Here is a 14947-nt window from a genome sequence, read left to right on the forward strand (position 1 = left end):
CTCCCGCGTTCACTCGGCCGCGACGGCGGCCGGCTCCTCGCCCGTGTTCTCGATCTCGGCCCGCAGCACCTCCCGCCGGACCATGGCCTTCTCGAAGGCCTTCTCCTTCACCGGGCCGAAGCCGCGGATGTCGTTCGCAAGGCCCAGCAGCGCCTTGACGCGGGGGGCGGTCCGGGCCGTCAGGTGCCGTTCCGCGAAGTCGAGGTCCGCCTCGTAAAGCTCGATGAGGCGGCGCTCGAGCTTGCGGTCGGCGGTGCGCCCGAACGGATCGAGCGCGGTGCCGCGTAAGCCCTTGAAGCGGGCGAGGATCCCGAAGACGGGCAGCATCCAGGCGCCGAACTCGCGCTTCCGCGGTCGCCCGTCCGCGTCGGTGCCCGGCAGCATCGGGGGCGCGAGGTTGAAGGTCAGGCGGACATCGCCGTCGAAGGCCTTCGCGAGCCCCTCACGGAAGGCCGGGCTGCTGTAGAGCCGTGCAACCTCGTACTCGTCCTTGTAGGCCAGGACCCGGGCGTAGCCCGTCGCGACCGCGCGAACAAGGTCGTCGTCGCTTGGCAGGCATCGTGCGGCGGTGGAAAACCGCTCCACGCGATCCGCGTACCGACGAGCCAGCGCGGCGTCCTGGTAGGCCGTGAGATGCGCCTTGCGGTGCTCGACGATCTCGGGCGTCGACATCGTCGCCAGCGGTCGCGGCCGGTCCTCCTCCACCGCCATGTGCTCGACGGCGGCCGGATTGTGCGCCAGGAGACGCCCCCAGTCGAAGGCGGACAGGTTGAACGGTACGGCGACCGCGTTCAGCTCGATGGCCTTTGCGATCGCGTCGCGGCCGAGCGGGATCAGGCCCCTTTGCCAGGCGTAGCCGAGCATCATGATGTTGGCGCCGATCTCGTCGCCGCACACGGCCACCGCGATGTCCGAGAAATTGTGGAAGTCGCTCCGGTGGCGCACCGCCTTCTCGACGGTGCGCTCGACGGCGGCTTGCCTGAAGTCGAAGTCGCGAAGGCGCACGAAGTCCGAGACGGGCGTGTTGCGGGTGTTGAAGACGGCATGGGTGCGCTTGGCGTCGCACAGGAGGATGGCCTCCTTCGAGGCGGCGACCACCGAGTCGGCCGCCAGCAGGAGGTCGGCGCCGCCCGCCGCGATGCGGGGCGCGGCCACGGGACGGTCGGCCCGCGCGATGCGTACGTGGCTGAGAACCGCGCCACCCTTCTGCGCGAGACCTGCCATGTCGAGGATCATCGGGATCTTGCCCTCGACATGGGCCGCCATGCCGAGCAGTGCGCCGATGGTGAGGACCCCGGTGCCGCCGACACCCGTCACGGCGATGTTCCAGGCCCGGTCGATTTCGGGCAGGACCGGGTCCGGCAAGGCGGTGACGTCCGGCCGTCCGAGCGCCGCGCGGCGTTTCAGCTTGGCGCCGTTGACCGTCACGAAGGACGGGCAGAAGCCCTTCTGGCAGGAGTAGTCCTTGTTGCAGGCGGACTGGTTGATGCGCCGCTTGCGGCCCATCTCGGTCTCTTCGGGCTCGACCGCGACGCAGTTCGACGTCTCGGAGCAGTCGCCGCAGCCCTCGCAGACGGCGGGGTTGATCCAGAGGCGCTTGTCGGGGTCGAGCGACTTGTCGCGCTTGCGGCGGCGCCGCTTCTCGGCGGCGCAGGTCTGCTCGAAGACGATCACGGTAACGCCCGGGACCTCGCGCAGTTCGAGCATGGTCGCGTCGATCTCGTCGCGATCCCGGATTTCGGTTCCCGGGGCCAGCTCGGCTGCCGCGTAGACGTCCGGTCTGTCGGACATCAGCACGATGCGCGCCACGCCCTCATGGTGCATCTGGTGGGTGATCTGCTGGGGCGTCAGGACGCCGTCGACGGCCTGGCCGCCCGTCATGGCGACGGCGTCGTTGTAGAGGATCTTGTAGGTGACGTTGGCCTTGGCCGCGACCGACTGACGGATCGCGAGATGGCCCGAATGGAAGTAGGTTCCGTCGCCGAGGTTGACGAACCGATGCGCCTCGGTGGTGAAACGCCCGATCGCCGTCCAGGGCACGCCCTCCGCGCCCATGTGGGTGAAGGTCTCGGTGTTGCGGTCCATCCACTGCGCCATGAAGTGGCAGCCGATGCCCGCCATCGCCTTGGAGCCCTCGGGAACGCGGGTCGAGGTGTTGTGCGGGCAGCCGGCGCAGTAGTGTGGCAGGCGCGTGATGGGTGCGGTGTGCTCGGCGCCCCGTCCCTCGGCCGCCTCGACGATGCGCAGGCGCTCGGTGATCCGTCCGGCCAGGTCGGCGGGGAGCTTGAGGCGCAGCACGCGCTCCGCGATGGCGCGGGCGACGGTGGAGACGGTCAGCCCGGCCGACAGGGACAGGAACGGCCGGTCCTCGTGGTCGAACTTGCCGACGATCCGGGGGCGCACGTCGGCACGCCAGTTGAAGAGCTGCTGCTTGATCTGGTTCTCGATGATCTCGCGGCGCTCCTCGACGATCAGCACCTCCTCGAGCCCTTCCGAAAAGGCGCGGATGCCCTGTGGCTCCAGCGGCCAGGGCATGCGCACCTTGTAAAGCCGGAGCCCGATCGCCTCCCATTCCGCCTGGCGGAGGCCAAGTTCCGCAAGGGCCTGCCGCACGTCCTCGAACGCCTTGCCGGACGCCACGATGCCGAAGCGGGCCCGGGGCGTGTCGATGACGATCTGGTCGACCCCATTGGCGCGCGCGAAGGCGATGGCGGCGAAGCCCTTGGTCTCCTGGAGGCGTGCGTCCTGCACCAGCGGGGTGTCGGGCCAGCGCAGGTTCAACCCGCCCTCCGGCAGTTCGAAGTCCGCCGGCAGGACGAACTGCCGGCCCTCCTGCGCAAGGTCGACGACCGTCGTCGTCTCGACCGTCTCCGAGATGACCTTGAAGCCGACCCAGCAGCCCGAGAAGCGCGACATTGCAACGCCGAGGAGGCCGAGTTCCAGGAACTCGTGGACCGACGAGGGATAGAGCATCGGCATGAGGGCCGAGATGAAGGCGTGGTCGGACTGGTGCGGGATGGAGGAGGACTTGCAGGTATGGTCGTCGCCTGCGAGGGCGAGGACGCCACCGTGGGGAGCCGATCCTGCCGCATTGCCGTGCTTGAACGCATCGCCCGAGCGGTCGACGCCCGGCCCCTTGCCGTACCAGATGCCGAGAAGGCCGTCCTTCGTCGCGCCCGGCGACAGGTGGAGCTGCTGGCTGCCCCAGACCGCGGCCGCCGCGAGATCCTCGTTCAGCCCAGGCTGGAAGACCACGTCGTGTGGCTCGAGGTACTTGCGTGCCTCCAGGAGCTGCTGGTCGTAACCGCCGAGCGGCGATCCGCGATACCCGGAGATGAAGGCGCCGGTGTTCAGCCCCACCGCCCGGTCGCGGCGCATCTGCGTCATCGGCAGGCGCACAAGCGCCTGCGTCCCCGTCATGTACACGGGCCCGCCGAGCGCGGTGTACTTGTCGTCGAGCGAAACCAGCATGTTCATGAGGAGCCTCCCAGCCTCATGACGCTCGCATGCCGGCATCGCGGAGCGGTCACTATTTTGGAGCCGCTCCAAACCGCTTTCGCAACACTGTCCCTGAATGCTACCACTTGGGAGGACGACATCCTCCGGCGCCGTTTCGCGGGGTGACGAAATCAACTATCGGAAGGTCGGCCACATTGCGCTTGGAGATCGACGAAGCCGACCGACGCATCCTCCGGGTCATTCAGGAGAAGCCGGGCCTCACCATGCGTGAACTTGGTGAGGAGACGGGGCTGAGCCACACCCCATGCTGGCGCCGCCTGCAGCGGTTGCAGGAGGTCGGGATCGTCAGCGAGAAGCGCTACCTCGTCGACCCAGAGGCCGTGGGTTTCGACATCGTGGTGTTCTGCTTCGTCCGGATCTCCGAGCACCGCCGCGAGCGCTTGCAGGAGTTCGAACGGGCCGTGGAGCGCGTGCCGGAGATCCTCCAGTGCTACTCGCTGAGCGGCGAGCACGACTACGTCCTCCAGGTCGTGTCGCGCAGCGTGCGCGACTACGAGGCGACGGTGAAGAACGCCCTCACGGAGCTGCCGAACGTGCGGTCCATCAGCACGAGTTTCACCCTCAAGAAGGTCAAGGCGTCGACCTATGTCCCCGTCTGACGTCGCGGTCGCAGTATCCCATCGCCATCCAGGAGAGGTGCAGCATGTCGCGCCGGGTCGACCCCTATAGCCTGCGCCTGTTCCTGACCGTCGCGCAGGAAGGGTCCATCGCCCGCGCGGCCGAGCGGGAGCACATCGCGCCGTCCGCCCTCAGCCGACGGATCGCCGACCTCGAGCAGGCGCTCGGCGCCCCCCTTCTCGTGCGCTCGCCCCGCGGCATCAAGCTCACCGACGCCGGCGAGATCGCCCTGTCGCGCGGCACGCGGCTGGAATCTGAACTGAACGCGCTGGCGCGGGAGGTGCAGGCGCGCTCGGGAACTTTGTCGGGAACGCTGCGGGTTTTGGCCACCCCGTCGGCCATTGTCGGCTACCTGCCCGAGCGCCTGCGCGCGTTCCGCGACGGCTACCCCGCCGTCGACGTCGCGCTCCAGGAATGCTCGACGCAGGAGGTCGTCCGCGGCTGCCTCGACGACCGGGCGGATGTCGGCATCGGCATGCGGACGGAGGCCCCCTCGGGCGTGGAATCCTGGTTCTTCTGCAACGATCCCTTCATCGTCGTCCTGCCACGCGGCCACCCCTCCGCACGGCGGCAAGCGATGACGCTCGCGGAACTTGCCGCCCATCCCCTGATCTCGATCCAGGCAGGTGGGTCGCTCGACCGGACTCTTCGCGCCAAGGCCTCGGAAGCCGGACTCAAGCTCGACGTGCGCGTCGTCGTCACCAGCTTCGACGCCGTATGCCGCATGGTCGAGGTCGGGCTCGGGATCGCCGTCCTGCCGCAGGGGGCCGCCTCCGCCTACGCCGGTACCGACAAGTTCGTACGCCGGACGCTCGCCGAAGACTGGAGCCAGCGCGAGCTTCGGCTCTATGCCCTCCGCAAGACACCGCGCCTGCCCTCGGCCGACGCGTTCATGACCGTGATGCGCGGTGAGCCGTCGCAAACCGCGATGCCCCCCGCCCCGCCTTAGCACCTTAGACCCGGACCAAACTGGGCTACGCAATGCGTCGGGAGAACGCATCATGAAGCTCAAGCTGTCCGGACGCATCCTGTTCCTTGCGGCCGACCCGGCCGCCGTGCGCGGGCAGCTCGGAGGCGAGAATGCGACGCTGGCAACGGTCGGGCCGTTGCGCGACGACATCTCGACGGACGAGATCACGCCGATCGTAAGCCTCGTCCATTACGACGAGACACTCGGCGAACATCCGTACACGGGATTCAAGGCGGGAAACGAACGCCCGATCGGCCATCGAGCCGTTCTCGACGGCGGGTTCGCCGTGACGGTCGCCGGCCGGCGCTACGGCAAGGGATCCTCGCGCGAGCACAGCCCGGCCGCGGAGCTGGCAGCAGGCATCCGGCTCGTCGTGGCGGAAAGCTTCGAGCGCATCTACCGACAGAACGCCGACAATCTGGGTCTCTTCACCTCCACCGACTTCAGCCTTCTCGAAAGGATCGAACGGGGCGAGGAGATCGACGTCGAGGAGCTCGTCGCCGGACGCGACACGCTCGCCGGCACCATCCTCCGGAGCGGGAGCCTGCTCCGCTACGGCCACGAGAGGCTCGGCACCAGCGCGAACGGCGACGGCATCGAGCAACCTGCCGCCGAAAGCCCGCTGACCCTGTTCGAGAAGATCGTCCGGCGACACGTCGTGGCGACGCCCGACACGTGCGTGCCGACGGGCGACGCTGGCGGCTTCGTCCGGGCGGACTTCCGTTTCATCCACGAGTACTACACGGGCATGTGCAGCCACCTCCTGCACAAGACGTTCGGTCGCCCGGCCCCCTTGCGCAAGCGCGAGACGATCGTCTGCTTCGAGGACCACCTGTCCTACGTCGACCGCAGCCCGGCGCACGTGGCGGGCGGCCTGATCCCCAGAGCCCGAAGGCTCTCGACTGCGCACCGCGAGTTCGTCGCCGACTACGGTCTGCGCAACCACGGCTACCTCAAGGGCCGGGCCGGGTCGGAGGGCATCTCGCACGCGATGATGGCCGAGAGCTACGCGTTGCCCGGCCAGCTCATCGTCGGCACCGACTCGCACACACCGCACAGCGGGGCGCTCGGATGCGTTGCCTTCGGCGTCGGCACCACGGACATGGCGAACGCGATGGTGACGGGCGCCGTGCGGATGGTGATGCCCGAGGTGCTGCGCATCGAGCTGGAGGGCTCCATTCCCCGCAGCGTGACCGCGAAGGACGTCATCCTGCATCTCCTTGCCCTGCCCTCGCTGAAGGGCGGGTTGGGCGTCGGGCGCGTGTTCGAGTTCGCGGGGCCCGGCATGGCCGGCCTGTCGACGGACGAGCGGGCCACCCTCACCAACATGACGGCCGAGCTCGGCGGCTTCACCGGCATCGTCGAGCCCGACGCGGAGACAGTCCGGTTCCTGCGCGAACGCCGTGGCGTCGAGTTTGCGATCGAGCCGTGGATGCGCAGCGATGACGGCGCAGGATATGCCGAGGTCATCCGCATCGACTGTTCCGCCATCCCGCCGATGGTGGCCGCGCCCGGCGATCCCGGCAACGGCAGGCCGCTGGCAGAGATCGAGGAGCGCATCACCTTTGAGATCGCCTACGGCGGCTCCTGTACGGCGGGCAAGCGCGAGGACTTCGACCGCTACCACGAGGTGCTGGCCTGGGCCGACGCCAACGGCCTCAGGGTCGCCCCGCACGTGACCCTGTTCCTTCAGTTCGGGACGAGCGCCGTCCGGGACTACTGCGAGGAACGCGGCTACGTCGACACGTTCCGCCGCGTCGGCGCCGAGCTCCTGGAGCCGAGCTGCGGCGCCTGCGCCAACTGCGGACCGGGATCGTCGACGCGGGGCGACCAGGTGACCGTCAGCGCCATCAACCGCAACTTCCCCGGCCGCTCCGGCCCGGGGCAGGTCTGGCTCGCGAGCCCGCCCACCGTCGCCGCGAGCGCGATCGCGGGGACGCTGGTGTCCTTCGACGAGCTGCGGAACCAGCAAACGAGATAACCGAGCCGGCGGCCAACGCCGGACACCCATGGGAGGAAGATCGATGACCAACGCATTCTCCAGACTGACCCGGCGCGCCCTCGTTTTCGGGGTCACGATGCTGCAGCTCCTGTCGGCGCCCTCGTTCGCTGAGGACGCCTATCCGTCCAAGCCCGTCCGCATCCTCGTGCCTCTCGCGGCCGCGTCCACGGTCGACATCGTCGCGCGCAAGCTCGCCGAGGACCTTGCCGCGCCGATGGGGCAGCAGTTCATCGTGGAGAACCGCCCTGGCGCCGGTGGCGTGATCGGCACCTCGGAGCTCGTCCGGGCCGAAAAGGACGGCTACACGATCGGCATGATCTCGTCGAACCACGTGATCAACCCGAGCATCATGAAGTCCGTGCCCTTCGACAGCCTCGCGGACATCAAGCCGATCTCCGTGATGGCCACGGTGCCCCTTATGCTCGTGGCCCATCCCTCGCTCGAGGCGAAGAGCGCGCAGGACCTGGTTGCCATGGCGAAGGCGCAGCCCGGCACCGTCGACTACGGCTCCTCCGGCAACGGCACCGCCCTCCACCTCGCCGGTGTCCTCTTCACGAGGGAAGCTGGTGTTGAAATGCGCCACGTGCCGTACAAGGGCACGGGCCCGCTTACGAACGATCTCGTGGCCGGCCACGTCAAGGTTGGCTTCCTGTCCGTCGCCGCGGCGCTGCCGCAGATCCAGGGCGGGACCCTCAAGGCCCTCGCGGTCTCCACGCCAACCCGGAACCCGTCGCTGCCCGACGTCCCGTCGCTGGCCGAGTCCGGCCTGCCGAACTACAGCTTCGACGCCTGGGTCGCTATGATCGGCCCGGCGGGCCTGCCCCAGCCGATCGTCGACCGCCTCTATACCGAGACGAAGCGCCTTCTCGACACTCAGAAGGTCAAGGACGACTTCGCCGCGCAGGGCCTCGTCGTCGTGGGCAGCGACCCGGCGACGGCCGAGACGTTCTTCCGGGACGAGTTGAAGAAGCACTCCGCGCTGGTCGCGGCGTCCGGCACCAAGCCGGAGTGACGCCGGCCTGACGACCGACGCCGCGGCTTCGGCCGCGGCGTCGGACCTCGCCCACGACCGGAGCCATTGGGAGGTGGCCGGCCGACAGCCGGGCGAAGCGCGACGGAATTAGGGAGGAGTTCATGAACGACCATCGGCACGCGATCCGAGGGAGGGCGGGCCTCGTTCGCTCGCCCTCGGCTCTGGCCGGAGGGCTGACACTCGTCGCGCTCGCGGCCGTCGCGCTCTGGCTCACCCGCGACCTCGCGCAAGGGACACTCGACGAGATCGGGTCCGGCCTCCTGCCGCGGTGGCTCGCGATCGGCGTCGGCGGTAGCGGCGTCGCCCTTCTCGTCCTGTCGGTCCTGCGCCGCGGCGAGGAACTGGAGCCGTTGCCCCTGCGCGGTCCCGTAGTCCTGTCGATCGCGATCCTCGCCTTCGCCGTCCTCGTCCGCCCGTTCTCCATCGGCGACATGACGCTTCCCGGGCTCGGCCTCGTCGTCGCCGGCCCCGTAGCGGTGTTCGTCTCCGGCCTTGCGAGCGACGAGGCGGACTGGCTGGAACTCGCGATCCTTGCGCCCGGGCTGACGGCGTTCTGCATGGTCCTGTTCGGCGACCTCCTCTCCTTGCAGATCCCGCTTTACCCGGATGCCCTGGCTGGGTCCTTTCCGGGTAGCTGGTCGCCGAAGGCGGTCCTGAGGGTCGTCGCACTCGTGCTCGCGTTGGTCGCGGCCGCCTTCGCCCCGCTCTGCTGGCATCGACGCCTGCGCCGCGGTCCCTCGGCACGCCGGGAGGTGTCCCCGTGAGCGACTTCGTCTCGCACCTGACGTTAGGCTTCGGCGTCGCGCTGACCCTTCAGCACCTCGGCCTCGCGTTCCTCGGCTGCCTCGTCGGAACGCTGATCGGCGTTCTGCCCGGCCTCGGCGCCACGGCCACCATCGCGATGCTGCTCCCCGTCACTTTCGGCCTCGGCCCGGTCGGCGCGCTCATCATGCTGTCGGGCATCTACTACGGCGCACAGTACGGGGGCTCGACGACGGCCATCCTCGTCAACATCCCGGGCGAGGGCACGTCCGTCGTCACGGCGCTCGACGGCCACCAGATGGCCCGGCAGGGGCGGGCCGGCATCGCGCTCGGCGTGGCCGCGATCGGGTCGTTCTTCGCTGGCACGGTCGGCACCCTCGTCATCGCCGCCCTCGGCACGCCCCTAACCCGCCTCGCGCAGGTGTTCAGCCCGGTCGAGTACTTCTCGCTGATGGTGATGGGCCTCGTCTTCGCGATGGTGCTGGCGCACGGGTCGCTCCTGAAGGCTTCCGCGATGATCCTCCTCGGCATCCTCCTTTCCACGGTCGGGATCGACATGGAGACGGGCGAGGAGAGGATGACGTTCGGCCTACCGATCCTCTACGACGGGATCGACTTCACCGTGCTCGCGATGGGCATCTTCGGCATCGCCGAGATCCTGAGGAACCTCGAGAACAAGGAACGGCGCGACGTGGTGCGGCAGTCTATCGGCCGCCTCATGCCCAACCGCGACGACTTCCGCGAATCCTACAAGCCCGTGGTGCGCGGGACGCTCATCGGCTCGATCCTCGGGATCCTGCCGGGCAACGGCGCCGTCCTCGCACCCTTCGTCTCCTACACGGTGGAGAAGAAGCTGGCCCGGGATCCGAGCCGCTTCGGACGTGGCGCCATCGAGGGCGTCGCCGGCCCGGAGGCCGCCAACAACGCGGGCGCCCAGACCTCCTTCATCCCCCTCCTGACCCTCGGCATCCCACCAAACTCGGTGATGGCCCTGATGGTCGGCGCGATGACGATCCACGGCATCGTCCCCGGCCCGCAGGTGATGACCACCAACCCCTCGCTGTTCTGGGGCATGGTCGCGTCCATGTGGGTCGGGAACCTGATGCTTCTCGTCATCAACCTACCGCTGATCGGCCTCTGGGTTCGCCTGCTGGCGGTCCCCTACCGCCTGCTCTTCCCTTCGATCGTCCTGTTCTGCTGCATCGGCATCTACTCGGTGAACGCGCTGCCCACGGACGTGATGTTCATCGCCTTCTTCGGCGTCGCCGGGTTCGTCCTGATCAAAATGGGCTTCGAGCCGGCACCCCTCCTCCTCGGCTTCGTCCTCGGCAAGCTCCTGGAGGAGAACTTCCGGCGGTCGCTGATCATCTCGCGCGGCGACATGATGACGTTCCTTGAGCGGCCCGTCAGCGCAGGGCTCCTTCTGGTCGCCGTCCTGTTCCTCGCGTTCGCCCTGCTGCCGACGGTGCGGAAAAGCCGGGACGAGGTCTTCGACGAATGATGCACTCGCCAGCCGACCGCCACGTCATGGCCGACCCGCGATACGCGCCCCTTGACCGACGGCGAGGCACCATGGACCACATCTGTACCGCCGACCTCTGCGACGACCGCCCGGACGAAGTCGAAGTCTGTTCGTCCCCGATGCACCTTTACGGCGGCCGCCGCCGTTTCCGCGGCGAGATCGCGACCGTCGGCACCGACGGGGACGCCGGGCTGGTGAAGCAGGAGCTGGCGTCGGAGGGCCGCTCCCGCATCCTCGTCGTCGATGGCGGCGGTTCGTTAGACGTCGCCCTGTTCGGGGACAGGCTCGCCGACCTCGCCATCCGCAACGGCTGGGCCGGCGTCGTGGTGTTCGGGGCGGTGCGTGACACGCAGGCGCTCGCCACGCTGGATCTCGGCGTCGCCGCCCTCGGGACCGCACCACGGCGGGGACGCTTAGACGCCGCCGGCTCCATCGGCGTGAGCTTCGATCGCGGCGGGGCCAGGTTCTCGCCCGGCCGTATCCTCGTCTGCGACATGGACGGGATGGTCGTGACGGACAGCCCCTCGTCCGCGGGTGGGTGACGTCCACCTGCGCGTGAACCGGAAGCCGTACGTTTCGCCGCCGGCGACGTCGGCGGGGCCAAAGGCACGAAGCTGCCCTCGACGGGCAGCACCCTTCGAAACTCGGTGAAGGGTCGCCCCCATGCTGCCATGGACGATGCACGCCAAAGGCCATACAGCGGTTTGGGTCGGGCCCTCACGCCCGTGAAAACCGGGATCCCGGAGTGCCCTTTCCATCTCCCATCCTTTCGCCGTGGCTCGATGTCGTCGGGCTGACCGTCTTCGCGGCATCGGGCGCCCTCGCGGGCGTCCGCCTGCGCGTCGACGTCGTCGGTGTCTGCTTCTTCGCCGTTGTAACGGCGGTCGGCGGCGGCACGTTGCGGGACCTCCTCATCGGAGCGCCGGTCTTCTGGATGCGCGACTCAACCCCCATCGTCCTCTGCCTCGCCGTGGCGCTCGCGTCGTGGGTCGTGCCAAAGCGATGGTGGCCGGAACGCGCACTGGAGTGGCTCGACGCGGCGGGGCTGGCCGCCTACGCGGTGTTCGGCGCGGCCAAGGCCCTCGAGTTCGGCATCTCGCCGTTGCCGGCGGCAACGATGGGCGTCGTGACGGCGTGCGCGGGCGGGGTCATTCGCGACATCGCCGCCGGGGTCCCCTCGATCCTTCTGAGACCCGAACTCTACATCAGCGCCGCAGTGCTCGCGGCGGGGCTCTTCGTGGCCATGTCGGCGTTCGGCGTCGCCGCTCCCTGGCCGGCAGCCTGCGGCGCCGCCGCTGGTTTCGCCCTGCGGGGCGCGGCGATCCGGTGGGGCCTGACGTTGCGTCCGCACCGAGGCTGAGAACACTGTCGGCCCGGCAGGGTGCCTTGTCCCGCAGCCGGCGTGCCTCTTCGAGTGCGGTGCCTCCGAAGTACCCCCGGGTCCCGTCCCGGCCCGGCGGCTCCCCTTCCGTCGTCGCGGTGAATGAACCTCAGGGAAGGCCCTGTCCTGCTGTTGCCGAGACACGAGGAACGTGCGGCATGGAAAATCCGGTTCGCGGGATCGAGACCGTCATCCGCAGGAACGGCGAACCTGTCGGCTGGCTCATGGTTCGCCCCGCCCAGCGGAACGGCTTCGCCGACGTCTCGGACTTCGGCAACTAAAAGACGATCTCCTTCCTCTGCAGGCGGCGCCGCCAACGGAACGACGAGCGGGCGCCGCTGGGGCGGACCATCCCCCGAGGCGCTGGCGGCGTGGACGCCGACGGAGGTTCCGGGGCCGGAAGGTGGAGCTCAGGGGCAGGTCCTGCGCATGCCCTGGGACTGGCTGCATCCCGTCCGGGATCGCGCGTCAGGGGCTGCCCGTCGTGCTTGCGTGCCGACGCCGATAGGGAGACTGAAGGACGTGACGGTTCCTTCATCCGGGCATGGCGGTGCGTGAACGATGTCATGCTGCCCGCGTCCGATGTCGTGCGCTGGGGCGGTGCTCCGGTCACAGGTGGTGCGACGTGCCTGATCGACATCAGCCCAGAGGTTGCGTCTGGCGAGATCCAGACACTCCAACCCCCACTGGCTCGTTCTTGCGCATCGGGTCGCGGGACAGCTTCTGACCCACCATTGACGCTCTGGCGGATAAAGCTACGGGCCCTACGCCGACATCGTCCGGGCATCGATCGATGCATGATTGCCGAACTTTGGGACGGACCATCGAGGTGCCTGTGCCGACGTGAAGCTACGGTGGACGCGACCCGCTCCTTCTCGGTCACCCTTCAGGCATGGATGTCATTCCCCTGCCATCACGAATAAAGCTTCCGGCATTCCGTCGAATAGCTACATACTTGACGAGTTCACGTTAATTCGTAAAGTATCTCCAACGCAGCGGAGCTTCTATGACCCTTTCCCGATTCGCCACCCGCCTCAACTCCTTCGGCTCCGCGCCGCACCTCTTCTGGCCCGATCTCTCCGGCAAGCCGAGTTTCATGCAGATGGCCGAGCGGGCGGCCACCGCCAAGGGTCTGACCGATGTGGATCTCAACTTTCCCGACCATGTGACGGATGACCCGACGACGGTCGGCCGGCGCATCAAGGACCTCGGCCTGTCGGTCAACGGCTTGGCCATGCGCTACTATGCCAACCCTGCGTTCAAGCTAGGCGCCTTCACGAATCCTGATAAATCCGTGAGGCGAGAGGCGATTGACATGACGAAGCGCGGCGTCGATGCCGCACGCGCCATGGGCGCCGACCTGATGACGCTCTGGCTCGGCCAAGACGGCTTCGACTACAACTTCCAGCTCGACTACGCCGAGGCCTGGGACCTCGAGATCGCGGGCATCCGCGAGGTCGCCGAACACGATCCGGCCTGCCAGATCTCGATCGAGTACAAGCCGGACGAGCCTCGCGCCCATGCCCTACTGCGCGACTGCGCAACGACGCTTTTGGCGATCGGGGATGTCGGCGCACCCAACCTCGGCGTCACGCTCGACTTCGCCCATGCGCTCTATGCCGGCGAGCAGCCGGCCTACGCCGCGCACCTCATCCATCGCCGCTCCAAGCTCCTCGGCGTCCACCTCAACGACGGCTACGCCAAGCGCGACGACGGGCTGATGGTGGGTGCGGTGCACCTGCGCTCGACGCTGGAGCTGCTGCGCCAGATCCGCCGCGAGGGCTACGAGGGCGCCCTCTACTTCGACACCTTCCCCGACGCCTCGGGGCTCGACCCGGTGGCCGAGTGCGAGACCAACATCGAGACCGTACAGCGGCTTCTCGCCGTCGCCGACCGGCTCGATGCCGACAACCGTCTGGGCGACGCGCAGAGCCGCCAGGACGGCGTCGCCAGCCAGAGCATCGTCAACGCCGCGATGATCGCGGCCTGACACGCGAACCGCGCGCCGGGCCGCGACGCCTGCCCGGCACCAATCCAACGGGAGGAACCAACCCATGACCAACCGACTGAAGGCCCTGGTGGCCGGCTGCGCCCTGTCGCTCCTGAGCGCACCCGCCTTCGCCCAGACGCTGAGCCCCCTCAACTCCGACACCGAGACTGACCGGGTCGAGTGGTCGCAGCTCAACGCCAAGTTCGGCGCGGTGCCGGCCGCACCCGCCGGCACTCGCATCGGCGGCGTCTCCAAGACCCTGACCAACGAGTATTGGCGCTCGCTCGGCGAGGGCTACGAATCCTATGCCAAGAAGGCCGGCGTCGAGGTCGTCTATCAGGCGGCGCAGAGCGAGGGCGACCAACTGGGTCAGCTCTCGATCGCCGAGAACCTGATCAGCCAGGGCTTCGCCGCGCTCCTCCTGTCGCCGCAGACCGACAACAACCTCCAGCCCGCGCTGGAAAGCGCCGAGGCGCAAGGGATCCCCGTCGTCAACGTCAACGACGCCGTGATTCCGAGCGTGAGGCACTATGTCGGCAACGTGCAGCGCGACAACGGCGTACGCGTCGCCAAGTGGTTCCTCGAGAACCGGCCGCAGGGCGGCAAGGTCTCGGTGATCGAGGGCCAGGCGGGCGTCTTCGCCGCCGGCCAGCGGACCAAGGGCTTTGCCGAGACCGTGGTCGAGGGCGGCAAGTTCCAGGTCGTCGCCAGCGTTCCGGGCAACTGGGACCGCCAGGTGGCCTATGATGCCGCCTCCACCATACTGCAGCAGAACCCGGATCTCGTCGGCTTCTATGCCAACAACGACGGCATGGCGCTCGGCGTCGTTGAGGCTGTGAAGGCCGCCGGCCTCCAGGACAAGGTCGTGGTGTTCGGCACCGACGGCATCTCCGACGCCTATGCCTCCATCCGGGCCGGCGAGCTGACCGGCACGGTGGACTCCTTCCCCGTGCTCACCGGCGAGGTCGCGATGGAGGTCGCCCTGCGCCTCGTCGGCAAGCAGGAGTTGCCGCGCGTCGTCTCGACGCCCCAGGCGCTCATCACCAAGGACAACGTCGAGAGCTTCGCCGTGAAGGGCGACGCCCTGCGGGAGGTCCTCCTCAAGCAGCCCGCCAACTGACCGTCCGGCGGGGACCGCGTCGCGCGATCC

Annotated in this window: 12 protein-coding genes; 11 read left to right on the forward strand and 1 reads right to left on the reverse strand. The window is 68.6% G+C overall.

Annotated features, from left to right (window positions below):
• Nucleotides 1–9 precede the first annotated feature (9 nt).
• Nucleotides 10–3477 (reverse strand): indolepyruvate ferredoxin oxidoreductase family protein, encoded by a 3468-nt coding sequence (locus AUL34_RS13805; RefSeq protein WP_061934766.1) that lies wholly within the window; start codon nt 3475–3477, stop codon nt 10–12.
• 176 nt (nt 3478–3653) lie between these two features.
• Here AUL34_RS13805 and AUL34_RS13810 point away from each other — a divergent pair, with 176 nt between their 5' ends.
• The 11 genes from AUL34_RS13810 to AUL34_RS13855 all read left to right on the forward strand — a co-directional run bounded on the left by AUL34_RS13810 (nt 3654) and on the right by AUL34_RS13855 (nt 14917).
• Nucleotides 3654–4118, forward strand: coding sequence for an Lrp/AsnC family transcriptional regulator (locus AUL34_RS13810; RefSeq protein ID WP_082653373.1), 465 nt, complete (start codon nt 3654–3656; stop codon nt 4116–4118).
• 44 nt (nt 4119–4162) lie between these two features.
• Complete coding sequence (locus tag AUL34_RS13815; RefSeq protein WP_061934768.1) at nt 4163–5086, forward strand: LysR family transcriptional regulator; 924 nt, start codon at nt 4163–4165, stop codon at nt 5084–5086.
• A 52-nt stretch (nt 5087–5138) separates the two neighbouring features.
• Complete coding sequence (locus AUL34_RS13820; protein WP_202814954.1) at nt 5139–7088, forward strand: aconitase family protein; 1950 nt, start codon at nt 5139–5141, stop codon at nt 7086–7088.
• Between the two features lie 43 nt (nt 7089–7131).
• Nucleotides 7132–8121 (forward strand): tripartite tricarboxylate transporter substrate binding protein, encoded by a 990-nt coding sequence (locus AUL34_RS13825; RefSeq protein ID WP_061934770.1) that lies wholly within the window; start codon nt 7132–7134, stop codon nt 8119–8121.
• A gap of 122 nt (nt 8122–8243) precedes the next feature.
• A complete protein-coding gene (locus tag AUL34_RS13830) occupies nt 8244–8906 on the forward strand; it encodes a tripartite tricarboxylate transporter TctB family protein (RefSeq protein WP_061934771.1) in 663 nt (220 codons plus the stop codon).
• Complete coding sequence (locus AUL34_RS13835) at nt 8903–10405, forward strand: tripartite tricarboxylate transporter permease (RefSeq protein WP_061934773.1); 1503 nt, start codon at nt 8903–8905, stop codon at nt 10403–10405. Before AUL34_RS13830 ends, AUL34_RS13835 begins: the two co-directional genes overlap by 4 nt.
• A gap of 71 nt (nt 10406–10476) precedes the next feature.
• Complete coding sequence (rraA, locus tag AUL34_RS13840) at nt 10477–10968, forward strand: ribonuclease E activity regulator RraA (protein ID WP_061934962.1); 492 nt, start codon at nt 10477–10479, stop codon at nt 10966–10968.
• Nucleotides 10969–11171: 203 nt separating this feature from the next.
• On the forward strand, nt 11172–11786 hold the full coding sequence (locus AUL34_RS13845; protein ID WP_061934775.1) for a trimeric intracellular cation channel family protein: 615 nt from the start codon (nt 11172–11174) through the stop codon (nt 11784–11786).
• Nucleotides 11787–11965: 179 nt separating this feature from the next.
• Nucleotides 11966–12088 (forward strand): hypothetical protein, encoded by a 123-nt coding sequence (locus AUL34_RS23025; RefSeq protein WP_274532656.1) that lies wholly within the window; start codon nt 11966–11968, stop codon nt 12086–12088.
• Nucleotides 12089–12813: 725 nt separating this feature from the next.
• The gene (locus tag AUL34_RS13850) at nt 12814–13797 is read left to right on the forward strand and encodes a sugar phosphate isomerase/epimerase (protein ID WP_061934777.1); all 984 of its coding nucleotides are present in this window, start codon (nt 12814–12816) and stop codon (nt 13795–13797) included.
• Between the two features lie 64 nt (nt 13798–13861).
• Nucleotides 13862–14917 (forward strand): substrate-binding domain-containing protein, encoded by a 1056-nt coding sequence (locus AUL34_RS13855; RefSeq protein ID WP_061934779.1) that lies wholly within the window; start codon nt 13862–13864, stop codon nt 14915–14917.
• Nucleotides 14918–14947 lie beyond the last annotated feature (30 nt).

The organism is Aureimonas sp. AU22, assembly GCF_001463745.1.
GTDB lineage: Bacteria > Pseudomonadota > Alphaproteobacteria > Rhizobiales > Rhizobiaceae > Aureimonas.

Excerpts from the sequence above, each read along its gene's own strand:
- AUL34_RS13855 (WP_061934779.1), top strand. The coding sequence starts at position 13,862 with ATGACCAACCGACTGAAGGCCCTGGTGGCCGGCTGCGCCCTGTCGCTC.
- AUL34_RS13850 (WP_061934777.1), top strand. The coding sequence starts at position 12,814 with ATGACCCTTTCCCGATTCGCCACCCGCCTCAACTCCTTCGGCTCCGCG.
- AUL34_RS13820 (WP_202814954.1), top strand. The coding sequence starts at position 5,139 with ATGAAGCTCAAGCTGTCCGGACGCATCCTGTTCCTTGCGGCCGACCCG.
- AUL34_RS23025 (WP_274532656.1), top strand. The coding sequence starts at position 11,966 with ATGGAAAATCCGGTTCGCGGGATCGAGACCGTCATCCGCAGGAACGGC.
- rraA (WP_061934962.1), top strand. The coding sequence starts at position 10,477 with ATGGACCACATCTGTACCGCCGACCTCTGCGACGACCGCCCGGACGAA.
- AUL34_RS13830 (WP_061934771.1), top strand. The coding sequence starts at position 8,244 with ATGAACGACCATCGGCACGCGATCCGAGGGAGGGCGGGCCTCGTTCGC.
- AUL34_RS13825 (WP_061934770.1), top strand. The coding sequence starts at position 7,132 with ATGACCAACGCATTCTCCAGACTGACCCGGCGCGCCCTCGTTTTCGGG.
- AUL34_RS13815 (WP_061934768.1), top strand. The coding sequence starts at position 4,163 with ATGTCGCGCCGGGTCGACCCCTATAGCCTGCGCCTGTTCCTGACCGTC.
- AUL34_RS13805 (WP_061934766.1), bottom strand. The coding sequence starts at position 3,477 with ATGAACATGCTGGTTTCGCTCGACGACAAGTACACCGCGCTCGGCGGG.